The 16,132-nt window shown below is 66.9% G+C and carries 12 protein-coding genes and 2 pseudogenes; 7 read left to right on the top strand and 7 right to left on the bottom strand.

From position 1 onward, the window contains the following. Window positions 1-274: 274 nt before the first annotated feature. The 3 genes from FH608_RS40445 to FH608_RS40435 form a co-directional block, all read right to left on the bottom strand. On the bottom strand, window positions 275-1,510 hold the full coding sequence (locus FH608_RS40445; RefSeq protein ID WP_264372943.1) for an aspartate aminotransferase family protein: 1,236 nt from the start codon (window positions 1,508-1,510) through the stop codon (window positions 275-277). A gap of 926 nt (window positions 1,511-2,436) precedes the next feature. Continuing rightward, a complete protein-coding gene (locus FH608_RS40440) occupies window positions 2,437-4,068 on the bottom strand; it encodes an FAD-dependent monooxygenase (protein ID WP_139635719.1) in 1,632 nt (543 codons plus the stop codon). Window positions 4,069-4,465: 397 nt separating this feature from the next. After that, window positions 4,466-5,011 (bottom strand): ester cyclase, encoded by a 546-nt coding sequence (locus FH608_RS40435; RefSeq protein WP_139635718.1) that lies wholly within the window; start codon window positions 5,009-5,011, stop codon window positions 4,466-4,468. Window positions 5,012-5,286: 275 nt separating this feature from the next. Between FH608_RS40435 and FH608_RS40430 the strand changes: the two genes are divergently transcribed. Genes FH608_RS40430 through FH608_RS40420 form a run of 3 tightly spaced genes read left to right on the top strand, consistent with a single transcriptional unit; the run spans window position 5,287 to window position 8,347 of the window. Next, entirely contained in the window at window positions 5,287-5,913 is a 627-nt protein-coding gene (locus tag FH608_RS40430) for a TetR/AcrR family transcriptional regulator (protein WP_193318902.1), read from the top strand. Next, complete coding sequence (locus FH608_RS40425; protein WP_139635716.1) at window positions 5,910-7,388, top strand: FAD-dependent monooxygenase; 1,479 nt, start codon at window positions 5,910-5,912, stop codon at window positions 7,386-7,388. The genes FH608_RS40430 and FH608_RS40425 overlap by 4 nt, the downstream gene beginning before the upstream one ends. Beyond that, on the top strand, window positions 7,385-8,347 hold the full coding sequence (locus FH608_RS40420; RefSeq protein WP_139635715.1) for a quinone oxidoreductase family protein: 963 nt from the start codon (window positions 7,385-7,387) through the stop codon (window positions 8,345-8,347). The genes FH608_RS40425 and FH608_RS40420 overlap by 4 nt, the downstream gene beginning before the upstream one ends. 115 nt (window positions 8,348-8,462) lie before the next feature. On the opposite strand, the gene FH608_RS40415 is transcribed toward FH608_RS40420, so the two are convergent. From FH608_RS40415 to FH608_RS54540, 3 genes and pseudogenes are all read right to left on the bottom strand, one after another. Further along, on the bottom strand, window positions 8,463-9,239 hold the full coding sequence (locus FH608_RS40415; protein WP_139635714.1) for a sensor histidine kinase: 777 nt from the start codon (window positions 9,237-9,239) through the stop codon (window positions 8,463-8,465). A gap of 80 nt (window positions 9,240-9,319) precedes the next feature. Then, entirely contained in the window at window positions 9,320-9,460 is a 141-nt protein-coding gene (locus tag FH608_RS53300) for a hypothetical protein (protein WP_226900336.1), read from the bottom strand. Between the two features lie 62 nt (window positions 9,461-9,522). Next, window positions 9,523-9,711, bottom strand: a pseudogene (locus tag FH608_RS54540) (hypothetical protein); the annotation flags it as partial. A 177-nt stretch (window positions 9,712-9,888) separates the two neighbouring features. On the opposite strand from FH608_RS54540, the gene FH608_RS40405 reads away from it, so the two are divergent. The 4 genes and pseudogenes from FH608_RS40405 to FH608_RS53985 form a co-directional block, all read left to right on the top strand. Next, the gene (locus FH608_RS40405) at window positions 9,889-10,563 is read left to right on the top strand and encodes a PadR family transcriptional regulator (protein ID WP_139635713.1); all 675 of its coding nucleotides are present in this window, start codon (window positions 9,889-9,891) and stop codon (window positions 10,561-10,563) included. Window positions 10,564-11,219: 656 nt separating this feature from the next. Further along, window positions 11,220-11,873, top strand: coding sequence for a TetR/AcrR family transcriptional regulator (locus FH608_RS40400; RefSeq protein WP_139635712.1), 654 nt, complete (start codon window positions 11,220-11,222; stop codon window positions 11,871-11,873). Beyond that, window positions 11,870-13,519: an FAD-dependent monooxygenase gene (locus tag FH608_RS40395; RefSeq protein ID WP_139635711.1), complete on the top strand. Its 1,650-nt coding sequence runs from the start codon at window positions 11,870-11,872 to the stop codon at window positions 13,517-13,519. Before FH608_RS40400 ends, FH608_RS40395 begins: the two co-directional genes overlap by 4 nt. 134 nt (window positions 13,520-13,653) lie before the next feature. Beyond that, window positions 13,654-13,764: pseudogene (locus tag FH608_RS53985) on the top strand (hypothetical protein); the annotation flags it as partial. Between the two features lie 387 nt (window positions 13,765-14,151). On the opposite strand, the gene fdhF reads toward FH608_RS53985, so the two are convergent. Next, the coding region (gene fdhF / locus FH608_RS40385; protein WP_139635710.1) for a formate dehydrogenase subunit alpha at window positions 14,152-16,132 on the bottom strand (1,981 nt) is incomplete at its 5' end.

The following is a 16,132-nucleotide window of genomic DNA, read 5'->3' as shown; positions in this document are numbered from 1 at the left end:
CCGGCCGGAGATCCCGTCAGTGGCTTTGTCACCGCGATGGCTGGACCAGGCGGCGATTCGATGGTCCCGACGACGATCATCGCCGTCAGCAGTGACGCCGCCAACCCTAAGCGGCGGCAAGAATGAATGGTCACAGGATCAAAGATCGGCAGCGCGTTCCCACCTCGCATCTGCCAACTGACCTGTGTGGGAGTCGTGTCCCCTCGACGGGCGTCCGGAACGCCGGCTCGGGACGGCGGATGCAGAGGGTCTGGGAGTCCTCCGTCCTCGCTCCCTACGCCCAGCCGCGGAGCACGTCACCGATGGATCGATCGAGAGTTTCGATCGCGACATCGATGTCTTTCCTGCTGATGGTGAGGGGAGGCGCTATCCGCAGGCAGTGGGCGCGCTTTCCCGTCGGTATGGCGTGGACGGACAGACCGCGCTCGAGGCAGAGTGCCGCGACCTGCGCCGCCATCCCATAGGCGGGGGCGAGACTCTCCTGGCTCTCCACGAACTCCACACCGATGAGCAGACCGCGCCCCCGTACGTCGCCGACACAGTCGTGCTTCTGCCGCAGCGCCGTCAGCGCGGTCATCAGATAGTGCCCCAGCGCGGCAGCACGTTCATGCAGCTTGTCCTCTTCCACATGGTCGAGCACGGCCAGGCCGGCGGCGGCGGGAAGCGGGTCGGACACGTGCGAAGTGACATGAGAGAAGCCTTGGGCGGCGCACCGTTGCTCGATGGCCGCTGTCGTCACGGTAGCCGCCAGCGGCACGCCTCCGCCCAGCGTCTTGGACAACACCACGATGTCCGGGACGACGTCGTCATGCTCGAAACCGTAGACGGATCCCAGACGGCCGAGGCCGGTCTGGGACTCGTCCACGATCAGCAGCATGTCCCGCTCGTCGCAGAGTTCCTTCGCTCTGCGAAGGTATCCGTCAGGGGGCACGATGACGCCGCCCGAGGAAAGCACGGGCTCGACGATGAACGCGGCGAGCGAACCGACGGATGCCTGATCGACCTGTTCGAAGCCGGTTTCCAGACAGGTCATGTCGCACGCATTGGCGCAGTGCCGAATCGGGCATCGATACGCGTACGGGGCAGGTATCGCATGCGCCCCTGGCAGAAGGGGCCCATATCCGCGCCGTGCGGGCAGGAAGGTGTAGGAGGCGACGCCGCCTGCCACCCCGTGAAAGCTCCGCGCGACGCCCACGACCTCGAATTTCCCGGTGTAGGTCTTGGCGAGCTTGAGCGCGACCTCGTTCGCCTCCGCCCCGGTACTCACGAAGATCGACCGGTTGAGCGTCTCCGGCAGTGATTTCGCCAGTCTCGCGGCAAGCTGGAGGACGGGCTCGGAGAGCATCTTGGAGTCAAGATGGATGACGGTGTCGAGCGCCTCGCGGAGGGCATCCACGATGCGTGCGTTGCGATGTCCGAGAGTTGAGCAGATCTGCCCGGACGCGAAGTCGAGAATCCGCCGCCCGGACTTCGTGCGGAGCCAGGACCCTTCCGCGGATTCGATGACCACTGGCGCGAAGGCGCCTATGTATCGGATGAGCAGGGCGGCTCTGGGATCGTCCGCCGGCCCGGCCTCTGGCTGTTCCTCTGGTCCTGGTCGTTGCTGCTTCGTCGCACCACTCATCGTGGGGCCTCTCTTTCGGGATTGGTCACGGCGCGTGTGTCATCTGGGGCGTTGTTCGCTGCGCGCCCGATGGGGGCTGCGACGCGGATGAGGCCCGGACTACTGCTTCTTGGGCTTTCTGACGCCCTCGCGCCAGATCTGCTTGGCCATTCGGGGGTGCCGGCGGCCGTGTCCTCGCTCATCAGATGGCGTGTCACCGTCGCGGACTCGAAAAGCCATCCCGGGCCTATGATCGGCCAGTCGAGCATGCTCGCGCGGACCGGCGATTCCATTCGGGAGCCGGCCACTTCGATCAGGGGACGCGACGGATCAGGCTGCAGGTGGCGAGCGCCGGGGCGGTTCAGCCGGAGCGCGCCGGCATATGGTTCCGGTGCCGAGACCCCGGTGAGCGGTGCTGCTGATGGGGATCCTCGGCGAGCCCCGGCTCACGTGGGTTGTAGAGCGGCTTCGCCTGCCCGGCGGTGGGCACGCGGGGAGGGTCATGGCTCCCTCTCTGGGCTGTTCCGTCGAAACGGGACTCACCCTACGAACGGGCCGCCTGGGGGCACATCTGCCACTTGACCGGTCTGGAAATGAAGGCGTACGGATTCGGTGTGTCGGTGCCGCCGATGATTCCCGCACCCGCCTGACGCGGGTCACCCACCATCCGCAACCGATAGTGGCGGAAACCCCGACTGCTGGGAGATCTGCTCAGGCGTCGAGGGAGCCGGCTCGGTGATGCGCTGCTCGCAGTACGGTAACCGGTCTTTGCTCCGGTCCAGCGGGTGGCATGACACCGTGCGGACGAGGGGCCGTGCAATCGTCAGGGGCGGCTAGTGTTGCAGGCACCACGGCGCGAGCGCCGCGACGGCCTGGTCGGGAGCGAGCCCCGTATGGTGCGCGGCCAGGTAGCCGTCCGGCCGGAGCAGGAACACGCTCGCGTGCCGCGCGCCGAGCTTGCGTGCGAAATGGCCCGCGACGTCCACGTAGACCGGGGCGCCCATTTCGGTGGGATCGATCACTCCTTCATCCACGACCAGGTGTGGACGCACGGCCGGGCCGTAGGTCTGGGTCACGCCGGCGATCAGACCGGCGATGTGCCTTCGGTCCGCGGCGAGGCGGTCGGCGGTGGCGAAGACGAACAGTCCGTAGCCGGGGTCGCGCAGGAGTTCGTACAGGCGAATTGATGCCCGGTGTGCGATCCACAGGTCGGCGTCGGGAACCCGGTCACCGGGCTGTAGTGCCGCCCTTCTCCGGCGTTCGCCGAGGTGGGCGTGGCGATAGTTGATGGAGATGCCGGACAGGCGTCCAGCCAGGCGCCGTTGCACCGGTGCCCGGGTCACCACGGTTCTGGTGAGGATGCCGCGGGCCAGCTGGAGCGCAGGGTTGGTGAGCGTGAACGCCCTGAACATCTGATCGGTCCCGTGGCGGACGCTGGTGTGCACCGCGTGCCGTTCCAGGTCGTAGGTGTCCAGCAGCCTTGTGGGAGCTTGTGACCGCAGCACCATCGCGAGCTTCCAGCTCAGGTTCGCCGCGTCCTGCAGTCCCATGTTCATGCCCTGCCCCGCTGCGGGGCTGTGCGCGTGCGTGGCGTCGCCGGCCAGGAAGAATCGATCGACGCGGATCCTGCGGACTTGGCGGCTCGGCGCAACATACCGGGTGAGCCATGAGGGCTCGGTCAAGGTGATCTTCGATGGGGCGATGGCGTTCACCGTCTCTTGGAGTTCCTCCAGGGTGAGCGCGTCGTTGCGGGTGTGGTTCTGCCGGGAGAAGTCCACTGCGAACACGCGGACGTGGTCGCCCAGGAAGGGCAGCAGCGAGACGAATCCGCGGGACGATGTCAGATTCGTGATGCGCGACCGTACGAGATCGACGTCGGCTTTCACGTCGCCGATGAGCACCAGGCTGTCGAGTTGCTTACCTTCGAAGGGCAGATCCAGCAGGCGGCGCACGGTGCTGTGGGCACCGTCGCAGCCGATCAGGTAACGAGCGCGGATCCGCTCTTCGCGCCCGTCCTTTGCGCGCACCGCCGCGACCACGTGATCGGGATGCTGCTCCAACGCGACGACCTCGGAGCCGCGCTCGACGGTGACGCCGTAGGAGCTCAGCCGCTCGGCGAGAATCTCTTCCGTCTGCCGCTGCGGGAGCACCAGCATGTACGGGAAGCGAGTGTCCAGCGTGCGAAGGTTCACCGATACGGGCCGGCCCCTGCGCTGGAGACTCACGTCCAACCCCGGGGCCGGGTACCCGCGTTTGACGAATTCGTCGGAGATACCTCCCAGGTCCATGATCTCCAGCGTCCTGGCATGGACGACGAGCGCTTTGGACAGCGAGTCACGCGTCGTCTCGCGATCAACCACGCGCACAGCTATTCCGCGTCTCGCCAGTTCGCCGGCCGCCATGAGGCCCACTGGCCCCGCCCCTACGACCAGGACCTCGCTCATCAGCCCGTCAGCGCCACTCATCGCAGGCTCCCTTCGTTGCTGGTCGACGTGGCCCGCCGGGAGACGAGCCGTGGCGTTTGCCAACAAGCGTAGGCCAACACATGTTGGTAATCAATTGTTGGCCAACCGGCTGGTCTGTCGGTCGCTTTCGGGCTGGACCGGTCAAGCGCCGGATGCGGACGAGTCGGTCGCCGGTCTTGCGCCCGGACACGGTCACCATCTGTCGCTGAGCGGGTCTCCAGCGATGTCACGGGGGATGGCGCGCTCATCATCGCGGCGGATGAAACTGGTCACGTTCGGCGACGACCGGACCGTAATGCGGCACGCCTGCGATGCCCGCCGTGCCGAGTGGCCGCGACGCACCAGGTGCAGGCGCAGATCGACGCCGGCAGCGGTGAGCAGGTGTGTGCGGCGAACCCTAGTAGTCGGCTCGAAGCTGCTGGAGGAGCCCGAGGCGGTCGATGACGGCGTGGCGCTCGCTGATGCGATCGCCTTTGAACCGGAACAGCGCGAAGGCCTCCATGCTGATCTCGCGCCCGGTGGCGGGTATGCCCATCAACTCACCGGCGTGCGTGGCCCGCATCCGCCAGCGCACGGTGACCTGGTCGTCCTCGGCCACCATGTCGAGGATCTCGAAGCTGGGATCAGCGTAAGCGGCGTGCACCTCACCGATGGCCGCCTTGAAGCCTTCGGGTCCGACGATGTTCTGGTGCTGTCCTTCAGTGGTGATGAAGTCTGGGGTGAACAGTTCGTTGGCCAGATCGAGGTTGCCGGCTTCCAGACCCTCATACAGACGTCGGATGACGTCCTTGTGGGAGTGGGCAGTCATGAATCTCCCTTTGCTCGGGTTCGCCTCGCCGGCCGACGAGAACGGCGGGGCGGTCTTCGCTTCTTGACGTTGCATGACGGCCTGCGGGAACGCCCGGCTCAGCGTTATCGCGGCGCCGGGCTCGTTCCCGAACACCGAAACCGTCTTTCGGACGAGCCGTTCGCCACCCGTTGAGGCCTGCGAAACGCTCTACTTCGGTCTCAAGCCATCAGGGCGCGCCACCGACGGCGACGAGTCGAGCGTGGCTCGCCCGATCGGGCGGCAAGGATCACAGTTCGATGCTTCTCGACCCCAAACAGCCCCAAATCTGTCATATGACCAGTCCTGATCCAGCCACTTGATCGATGTGCCCGACGGTGAATAGTCTCCGAACCGTCCCGTTCGGTTCGGCAGAAGGGAGGCGAGGCCTCATGGAACTCCGAAGCCGTGAAGATGCGAAGGTGCGGCAGATCCGGCAGGCCGCCAAGGCGTTGTTCCTGCGGCACGGGTTCGCGGCCGTGAGCACCGCGGCGTTGGCCAGAGAGGCCGGCGTCTCCAAGGAGACGCTGTACTCGCGCTATCCCAACAAGGAAGCTGTGCTCGCTGATGTGCTGGAACATCTGATATCTGCGGGACGGCTGCGCACCAGCGCGACCTCGTCGCCGAGGACGAGGGACGAGGTCGATGGCGCGCTGCGGTCGCTGGCCCGCGAGCTGAGCGGTGAGCTCATGGAGCGCGAATACATCGAGCTGGCGCGCATCGTGATCGCTGAGACGCCGCGTCTGCCACACGTCGGGGAGATCTTCCGCCTGTCCGTACCGGAGCGAGCATTCGAGCTCACCACGGATCTGCTCATGGCAGGTAGGAAGGCGCATGTCATCCGCGACCTGGACATGGTCACCGCAGCTCGCCTCTTCGTGGGCCCGCTGGTGGTGCACGCGCTGACGAACGTCTTGCTCGTCGCACCCCAGATTGCCCGTGACACGCCTACGCCGCCATTGGATGTGGACAAGCACGTTGACGTGTTCCTGACCACGGTTCTCCAGGAGGAGCGATGAGTACGGAAGTCTTGATCATCGGTGCGGGGCCGACCGGGCTCACCATGGCCATCGAACTGGCGAAGAGAGACGTGGCCGTCCGCATCGTGGACGCCGCTTCTGCCCCGACCAGCCAGACAAGAGCGCTCGGCGTCCAACCCAGAACGCTGGAGCTGTTCGAGCGCCTGGGCCTCGCAGAACCCGCCGTGGAGGGCGGCGTTCCGGTGACGCAGTTCAGGCTGTTCAGCGAGAACAAACAGTTCCTGGATCTTGGCTTGAGCGGCCTGGAAACACCGCACCCGTACCTGCTGATGTTGCCGCAGCCCGCCGTGGAGGAACTGCTCGGCAGGCGGCTCAAGGACTACGGCGTCATGGTCGAACGCGGCGTCGAGTTGACGATGCTGTCCCAGGGGGTGAGCGACGTCGAGGCCGCGATGCGGCACTCCGACGGCACGGTGGAGCGGGTGCGCGTACCGTGGCTCATCGGCTGCGATGGCGCCCACAGCACGGTGCGGCACCAACTGGGCGTGTCCTTCGTTGGCGCGGCGTTCGAGGAGAACTTCGCGGTGGCTGACGGTCGTGTTGACTGGCCACTGTCGTACGACGTGTTCTACTCCTTCCTCAACAAGGGGAACTTCGTCGCCTACTTCCCGATGCCCGGAGGCCTGCACCGCATCACCATCGCCTACCCGCCGGGTCAGGCGCCGACTGGTGACTTGACCTTCGAGGAGGTGCAGAAGGCCGTTGCCCTGTGCTCGCCGTCCGGCACTCGGCTCGTGAAGATCGATGAGGCCGGCCGGTTCCAGATCAACCAACGCAAGGTCGAGCGGCACAGCGTAGATCGGGTGTTCCTCGCCGGCGACGCCGCGCATGTGCACTCGGTGGTCGGCGGACAAGGCATGAACACAGGCATCCAAGATGCCTTCAACCTCGGCTGGAAACTCGCCGCGGTCGTCCAGGGGCGAGCCCGCGCAAGCCTTCTCGACACCTATGCAGCGGAACGTTCCCCTGTCGCGCATCGGCTCGTGAAGGGCACCCGCCGGGCCACCAGGATGACACTGCTGCGCAACCCCGTGGCGACGGCCGCGCGTCGCAACCTCGCCCCGCACATCACTGCGCGGCCGGCCGTCCGGCGCATCCTGTCGCGAGCGCTGACACAACTGGATGTTTCCTATCGCGACGGAACCGGCGGCACCAACGATGAGCGGCTCGCGGTCGGCGACCGCTTTCCCGACATCGAACTGCTGCATCCGTCCAAGCACACGCTGCTGATATTCGGCACCGAGCCGCCGGGACTGCACGACACCCTCGGGGACCTGGCGGATCTGATCAGCATCCGGCACATGACCGATGGGCGAGCGCATCTCCGCGGCGGAATCGGGGGTGACGGACTGGTGCTCGTCCGCCCAGATGACTACATCGCCATTCTCGGTGGGGATGTAGCTGATCTTCGTGAATACCTCGACACCACATACGTTCCACGGAGGAACACATGAGAGCAATCCGCATGCACGCGATCGGCGGTCCGGAAGTGCTGCGCCTGGACCAGATCGACACCCCCGTTCCAGGCCCCGGTCAAGTCCTGGTGAAGGTCGAGGCCGCCGGCATCGCCTATGGCGATGTCATGAAGCGCCAAGGCGGGTTCGGGCAGGAGTTGCCGCTACCTTCTGGGCTCGGGCTGCAGGTGGCGGGCACTGTGGTGATCCACGGTCTGGGAGAAGGCGCCCCGGCTCCCGGCACACGCGTGATGGCCTTGGTCGAGCATGGCTACGCCGAGTATGCGCTGACCTCGGCGGTGACTCCGCTGCCGGCCGGTATCGAGTTCAACAGCGCGGCCACGTTGCCGGTGCAGGGTGTGACGGCGTACCAGACGCTGCGCGAAGCCGGTGGCCTTCGGCAAGGGGAGTCAGTGCTCGTGCACGCCGCCGCGGGAGGCGTCGGCAGCTTGGCGGTGCAACTGGCCAAGCTGCTGGGGGCTCGGCTGGTCATCGGCACCGCGAGTCAGCCGAAGAAGCTCGCCCACATCAGCGGCCTTGGGGCGGTCGCCATCGACTACCACTCCGACGACTGGCCTCGGAAGGTGCTGGATGCTACCGGCGGTCAGGGTGTGGACCTCGTACTGGACTCCGTCGGTGGCAGCGTGGCCGCGCGAAGTTTGGACTGCTTGGCCCCGTTCGGCCGGATGGTCAGTTTTGGTGCGGCCAGCGGCTCTCCCGCTCAGGTTTCCAGCATGTCCCTCATGCCAAAGAATCTGTCGCTCACCGGATACGCACTCCCCGGACGGTTGCAGCAGCCCGGCGGTGTCGAGGCAGCCATCGAAGAACTCCTGCGATACGTCGCCGCCGGTCGCCTCGAAGTCGCGATCGGCCAGGTATTTCCGTTGGAGAAAGCCGATGAGGCCCATCGCGCCATTGGGCGGCGGAATACGACAGGGATGACGGTCCTGGTGCCCTGAAGGGACACGGGTCTCACCTGAGGGATCAGACGGTACCGGGGGGAACCGCAGCGGGAACGATCGAGTTGCCGGTTCTCCCCGGCGGAGCATGCAGGCACGCAATGACGCAGGGGATTCACTCACCATCTCCGTGGACTCGGCTTGGATGAGATGTCCACGTCTTGATGATCGGCATGTTCGCCGGCAGCCGGAGCACGAAACGAGCGCCACCGGTGGGCGAATCCTCGACGTGGAGGCTCCCGTGATGCGCCAGAGCTACGTCGCGGGCGATCGCCAGGCCAAGACCAACACCGCCCTTGTCGCGGCTACGTGAGGCATCGAGCCGGGCGAACCGTTCGAAGATGCGTTCCCGGTCAGGAGCCGCGATGCCGGGTCCGTCGTCGGCGATCGCCAGTTCGATGACAGCGCCATGTCGGCGAACCTGGACCTGCACCGAGCGCCGAGCGTGCCTTTGCGCATTGTCGAGCAGGTTGGCCAGCAGCCGGTTGATCTGCACACGGACGGCGCTGATTGTCGCTTCGCGCGCGAACTTCACGTGGATCTCGACGCCGAACGACCGTCGAGAGGCCTCGGCCCGCACCAGCTCGGCCAGGTCCAGCATTTCCTGTTCTGAGGGCAGGTTCGTTCCCACCTGTGCGAGGAAGAGCAGGTCGGCGACGATCGCTTCGAGTCTTTCGACGTCCCGCAGTGCGCAATCAAGCACCTCGGACAGGTCGGTCTGGTGGGGATGCATGCGGGCCTCCTCCAGCTCCGCACGCAGCCCTGCGAGCGGAGTGCGCATCTCGTGCGAGGCATCCGCGGTGAGCTGTCGAGCCCGATCGAGCGTACGGTCTGGGTATTCCTGGGCCCGTTGGCCCGTCTCCCGGCTCACGGGCACTGGTCGGCAAGTCATTTCTGATGCCTCCTCGGCTCGGCGCGCTGAGGAAATGTCTGTATATAGGTAAGCTTATACGTAAACTCTAACTTGATCGGTTACATACCGTCAAGGCACCTTCCGGTCGAACAACGGGCGAGGTCGAGGGCCTGGTAGGAACGCATCCGGCAGGATGGGCTGTCGTTGCCGACGATGATGCCGCGGTGCAGCAACCGGTCGATGAAGGCGGCGGCGAGCATGACATCGCCCAGCCGCTCGCCCCATCCGTTGATCCCGACGTGGGGATGGTGATGGCCGGGCCCTTGAGATAGCGGGCGTTGATCACTTCGGACAGCCGAGAGCGGCCGTCTTCGTCCAGGAGGCGGTTGCCGAATTCGTCGATCACCAGAAGGTGGGGCTGGACGATGAAGCGCGGTCCGGTGGTCAGCCGCTGCTCGGCGATCACTCTGCGCCGGGGGCGGATGAGGTCGTCGGTTGGAGTTCGCTGAGTCGAGAACCCCGGAAGGTGGCTCCGCTGTGCGCACCCGAGGTCGTCCTGGAGCCCGCCGCGATGCTGGTCGAGGCGTGGTTCTCAGCCGCGCGTCCAGAGCAATGCGTTGAGTCCGTACACGTTAGGTTCAGAGATAGTGTTAAGGGAACGTACCTGCATACTGATAGGACATTACTCATGTCGCTTCGGCACGCTCTGCTCGCTGTGCTCACCGCGAAGCCGATGACCGGCTATGACCTGGTCAAATACTTCGACGGCAGCGTCGCCTTCGTGTGGAGCGCACCGCACAGCCAGATTTACCCCGAACTTCGCCGCATGGAGAATGACGGGCTCGTCGAGGTACAGGTGGTTCCGCGCGGAGAACGGGCTGAAAAGCGCGTCTACTCGATCAGCGAAGCCGGGTTCGAGGAGTTGCGGGACTGGCTGGTCACGCTCGCTCCCTATCAGGGAGAGCGCGACCCTTACCGTCTACGGTCAGCGCATTTCGAGATCGGCACGTACGACGCCGCCAGGCGCCAGTTGCAGGAGCATGTGAGGCATTACTCCCGAGCGCTGCGCGAATGGGAGCAGATGATCGATGACGTCGAGGCCCATCGTGTCTCCTTGCTCCGTCAGCGGCTGGCCAATCGTCCCGAGACGGAGCACGAGGCGATCGTGGCCTTCAGAAGGTTGGCATTCCGTGGCGAGGCAGCCAAGGCGCGAATGGAGATCGCGTGGGCAGAAGAGGGCCTGGAGCTGCTCGACGAGCTCGAACAGAAGGGAGTGGAGTTGTGGGGTGAGAAGGGCACCGCGTCCGTCGGTCGTCGAACGGAGGCCCGGAAGGCTCGGACCGGTCGGCGCAAGGCGGAGTAGCGCGTAGGGGCCTGTCTCCGGGCTCCCCGCGGGCATCAAAGCCCAAGCCCCACAACGTCTGGGAAGGCAGTATGAATACGCGTTCCGGCTCATGTGGATCGGCGCGACAGGCGTTCCTCCGCGGATTCGGCAACGCGCTGCTCCGCCTGGACGGCTGACCCCCGCTCGGCTCCCGCCCGCCGGCACGACGTCAGCAAGACCGCTGAACGCGCGGAGGCGCTCATCGAGCACGCTGACGACAGCGCTCGGCAGCGGCCGTCCGTCGGCGGGTGGATCTTGGTGGTGAACCCGCCGCGGGAGCGCCTGAGCACTCCCCGGTCCGACCACCTCCGCCAGCTGTCAGTAACCGGAGATCACGTGGATGGTGTCGGCGGCGCCTTCGTCGCCGAGGTCGGCCAGGCTCGGCAGGCCCGCGCGGGCGACGGCCAGGGCGGCGACGGCCAAGGCGGCGACGGCGTCCGGCGTGCAGCAGGGCGGACAGGAACCGCACGGTCTCCCGGCGTACGTCGACTGATTGAGGCGCCTTGTCCTGCCTGGTCACGCGGTGGTGGCGCCGGCGCTGGCACTGGGGCGGGCCACAAGACGGAACCTCTGCTGCACTTGGCCGAGCATCAGCAGGGTTGACAAATTAAGCGCTTGCTGATTTAAATCGAGCCGTGACCACAGAGGGAAAACGGCGGCGCGGGCGGCCGCGGAAGGACGAGGAGCAAGACACGCGGCGACTCTTGCTGGACGCTGCACTGGAACTGTTCGCGGCCAAGGGATACGCCGGGACGAGCGTGCGCGAGATCGCCAAGCACGCCAACGTCCACGACAGCGCGATCTACTTTCACTTCGCGAACAAGGACGCGATGTACGCGGCGCTGTTCGAGGAGATGGGTCCTCCCTCGCTCGAGGCGTTGTGCCCTGACCTGGACGTACTCACCGCGATGGCGCCGGCGGACGCGATCCGTTCCCTGGCCTGGCAGCTGTTTCGGGTGTGGTCCAGCCCGCGAGGAAGGCAATTCGCCGGCGTGGTGCTGCGCGACGGATCCGGTCAGGAGGGAGCACAGGGCCTGGCCGACGCGATCGAGGCGGCCAAGCGCCGACTGGCCCAGCCGTTCGAAGCGTGGCAGGCCGCCGGCCTGCTGCGGACGGACCAGTCCGCGGAGCAACTGGTGTGGGAGTTGATGGCGCCGCTCGACGTCATCTGGTTCATGAGGCTGCGCCCCGACGCCTGCGACGAGGAGATCGCGGCAGCGGAACGTCTCGTACAAGCACACCTGGACTACTTCTTGGCCTGCACCGAAATCAAGGAGGAACGCTCATGACCGTTCATGACACGCAAGTGCTCGTGGTGGGCGCGGGGCCGACCGGGCTGACCGCAGCGATCGAACTGCTGCGCCACGGAGTCGACTGCATCCTGATCGACGAACGGAAGGAACCGGCCCGCTATTCGCGTGCCCTGGTACTGCAGGCGCGCTCCCTGGAACTGCTGCAGATGCATGGCCTCAGCAACGCCATCGTTCGCGACGGATATCTGGCTCCCGGCTTCAACTTCGGCGCTGACGACCGTACGCCCGCCATCGTGGAGATGTATCACACGGGCAGCCGCTACCCCTTCATGCTCACCCTGTCGCAGGAGGAAACGGAGCGAGCGCTGGCCACGAAGCTCCGCGAACTCGGCGGTGGTGTCAGCCGCGGACTGAAGCTCGTGGCCGCCTCCCAGGAACACGACTCGGTGGTCGCCACAGTGACCGACGCGGCGGGCCAGCACAGTAGCGTGCGTGCCCGCTACCTGATCGACTGCAGCGGTTCACACAGTGTGCTCAGCGGTGACTACGGAGCGACCAAACGGAGCCCCCTGTTCGACGGCACCGCGCTGATCGCCGACGTGCAGGTGGAGGGCGATCTGCCGCGTGGGTTCGTCAGCCTGCACACCAATAGGCGTGGAGGCCTGGCCCTGCTTCCGTTCCAGAACGAGTACGTCCGGGTCATCGCCTTCGACCTCACCAAGATGGGCATCTCCCACAGAGAGCCACTGACGCTCGACGACGTCCAGGAGACCGTGGACGCCATCGTCCCGTACCCCCTACGTATCAGCGACCCGCAGTGGATCACCAGGTTCCGAGCTGAAGACCGGTTGCTGACCTCCTATCGGGCCGGAAGGATCTTCTTCGCCGGAGACGCAGCCCATCTGTACATTCCGGTGGCGGCGCAAGGCATGAACACGGGGATTCAGGATGCCTTCAACGTTGCCTGGCGGCTGGCCTATGTGTGCCAGGGCAAGGCGCCTGAGTCGCTGCTCGATGGCTATGACGAGGATCGCCACGCCGTGGGCGAGCGGACCCGCAAGCTGTCAGATCTGCTGTTCCGGCTCTTCATCAACCAGGCGCGTTCCACCACCTACCGGAAACTCAGCAGCAAGGTCCTGGGTTTCGCGCTGGCCAGGGAACCGGTACAGAACCTCATGAGCGGGCGCGTGTCCCAGACCGGAGTGCACTACCGGCACACGACGCTGTCGAAAGCGCAACGCTTCCCCGGCCTCCGGAAGGGCGCGATCAACGCCGGAGACCGCATACCTGACCTTGACCTCGCCGACGCCGGCGGCCCCGGTGTGCACCTGTACGACCTGATGCGCACGCCGGGATACCTTCTCATGGGATATGCGTCCTGCTACACATCCGGCAGCAAGAAGGCCGCGATGCTGGCTGCATTGTCGCGGCTGCAGCGAAGCTACACCGGCTCGCTGCAGTGTCTGATGGTGCTGGGGGAGGGGTTGCCTGGCACGGAGGAGGTCCCTACGTTTCTTGATGCCAAACGCGAGGTTCTCCATCGCCTCGACGCGAAGCCCGGTGATGTCTTTCTCATCAGGCCCGACGGCTATCTGGCCTTCCGCACCGACGACCCGCGCCGGCTGCCTGGATTGCTCGAACCTTGGCTCACACGGGCCGCTGCCGACCTGCTGATGGCCTGAACCTGTTGAGAGCGTGTCATCTGACGCCACAGGTCTGAGGCCGGCGAGACGGTGGACGCTCGCATCATCAGCTCGCGCGAGCCGCAGCGGTACGGCGCTACCGTCGACGCATTGTCGCCAGGTGCGGTACCCGTATGACCTTGGGCGAGATCGGTGAAGAGCCTGCCGCGGCGGTATTGCCCGCCAAGAACGCCGCTCTGGTCGTGGTCGGTTCCCGCGGTCTGAGCGCCCTGGCCAGAGCCGTCGTCGGCTCGGTCGCCGGATACGTCGCGGCCTACGCCGACTGCCCCGTGATCGTCGTACGCGGGCCGGGACCCCTGCCCGTCACGACGACTACGGAACCGATCGTCGTGGCAGATGAGGAGCCGGACGCCTCCGTCCTGGAATTCGCGTTCGGGCAGGCCGCCCTGCGTCAGGTTCCGGTGTCCGCTTCGAAGGACCTGACCGGACGGGCGGAACGCCATCCGGGCGTCCGCATCCAGCGGGGGCGAGGACCATGCTGGGGCGGCGCTCATGGTCGTCGGGCGCAAGCGAGCCGCGTGGTTCGGCGCGGCGCCTTCGTTGCTCCAGCACGCGCCCTGCCCTGTGGCGGTGGTGCCCGAAGCATGAGGTCCGCTGACGGCGGTAGGGCGTCATGGCCGATCCCCGATGCCGCGCAGGCGTACGGCGGTGACCTTGTACTCGGGGCAGGAGGTCACGGTGTCGGCGTGGCTGGAGGTGAGGGCGTTCGCCCGGCCGGCGGTGAAGTGGAAGGTGCAGAAGAGCTGGCCCGGCGGGATCTGCTCGGTGATGCATGCCGCGAAAGTGGCCTGTCCGTGCCGGCTTTCGACGAGCACCGCGTCGCCGTCGCGAACGGTGTGGTGGGCGGCGTCGGAGGGATGGATGTCCAGCCGGTCGGAGGGGTCGAGTTCGATGGTGCCGGATCGGCGGGTCATGTTGCCGGAGTTGTAGTGGGCCCACCGGCGGCCGGTGATGAGGATCAGCGGGTAGTCGTCGTCGGGGCTTTCCCCGGGCGGCAGGTAGGGGCGGGCGGCGAGGTGCGCCAGCCCGTCCGGGGTGGCGAACCGGTCCAGGTGGAGCTTGGCCTGTCCGGGGCGGTCGGGGTCGGGGCAGGGCCAGGGGATGGCGCCTTCGCGATCCAGACGCCGGTGGGATATGCCGGCGAAGGCGGGCGCCACTTGCCCGCATTCGGCGAGCGCCTCGGCCGGGGTCGCGCAGCCGAGGTCGGCGCCGTAGGCCGCCGCGATGGCGTGGACGATGGTGAAGTCGGTGCGTGCCTGATCGGGCGGGTCGAGAGCGGGGCGCACCCGTTGGAAGCGGCGGTCGAAGTTGACGAAGGTGCCGTCCTTCTCCAGCCAGGACGCGGCCGGAAGGATCACGTCGGCGTGGCGGGCGGTCTCGGAGAGGAAGAGCTCCTGGCTGATGACGAGCGGGCATGCGTCCAGCGCTTCGACGACGCGGTTGGCGTCGGGGTCGGTGGCGCACACGTCCTCGCCGATGATCCACAGGGCCCGCAAGGCTCCCTCGCGTGCCGCCGCGAACATCTGCGGGATGCGCAGGCCGTCGTGGCCCGGAAGCGGGGTGCCCCAGATCCGCTCGGCCCTGCCTCGCGCTGCGGGGTCGCTGACCTTGCCGTAGCCGGGCAGCAGGTCGGGCAGGGCGCCCATGTCGGAGGCGCCCTGGACGTTGTTCTGCCCTCTGAGGGGGTTCACGCCGAATCCGCGATCGGTGCCGACCGCGCCGCGCAGGATCGCCAGGTTCGCCAGAGTGCGCACGCCGTCGGTGCCGTGCAGGTGCTCGGTCACGCCGAGACCGTAGACGATGGCCGGCCGCTGGGCCTGCCCGTACAGGCGTGCTGCGGCGACCAGATCCTCCGGGGGCACGCCGGTGATCGCGGCCACCTGGTCGGGCGGGTAGTCGTCGAGGAGCGCGGCGAGTTCCGGCAACCCGCCGGCTCGAAGACGTAGGAACTCCTCATCGATGAGGCCTTCGGCGAGCAGGACATGGGCGAGCCCGTTGAACAGGGCGACGTTGGTCCCCGGGCGGGGGCGCAGGTGCACGTCGGCGTGGCAGGCCAGGCCGACGGCGCGGGGGTCGGCCACCACCAGCCGTGCACCCCGCAGGACTTGCTGGAGCAGCCGCGCCCCGACGACCGGATGGGCCTCGACGGGGTTCGCGCCCACCACGAGCAGGCAGTCGGCCTGCTCCACGTCCTCCAGGCAGTCGGTGCCGCCGGACAGGCCGAACGCGGCGGTCAGCCCGGCGGCCGAGGGGGAATGGCACAGCCGCGAGCAGTTGTCGACGTTGTTGGTGCCGATGGCGACTCTCATGAACTTCTGGATCAGGTAGTTCTCCTCGTTGGTGGCCCGGGCCGAGGAGATCGCCGCCACCGCGTCGGGGCCCGCCTCGGTCACGGCGGCTCGCAGCCCGCGAGCGATGTGGTCGAGCGCCACGTCCCAGCTCACCGGCTCCAGCCCGGAACGGCCGCGTAGCAGGGGCTGGGTGAGCCGCTCCGGAGAGCGCAGGAACCCGTGGGCGAAACGGCCCTTGACGCACGCGTGCCCGCGGTTGACCGGGCCGTCGTGGGCCGGCCGCACGGCGGCGACCTCGCCG

Source organism: Nonomuraea phyllanthi (assembly GCF_006334985.2).
Lineage (GTDB): Bacteria > Actinomycetota > Actinomycetes > Streptosporangiales > Streptosporangiaceae > Nonomuraea > Nonomuraea phyllanthi.
This window is presented reverse-complemented; position numbering and strand designations above follow the sequence as displayed.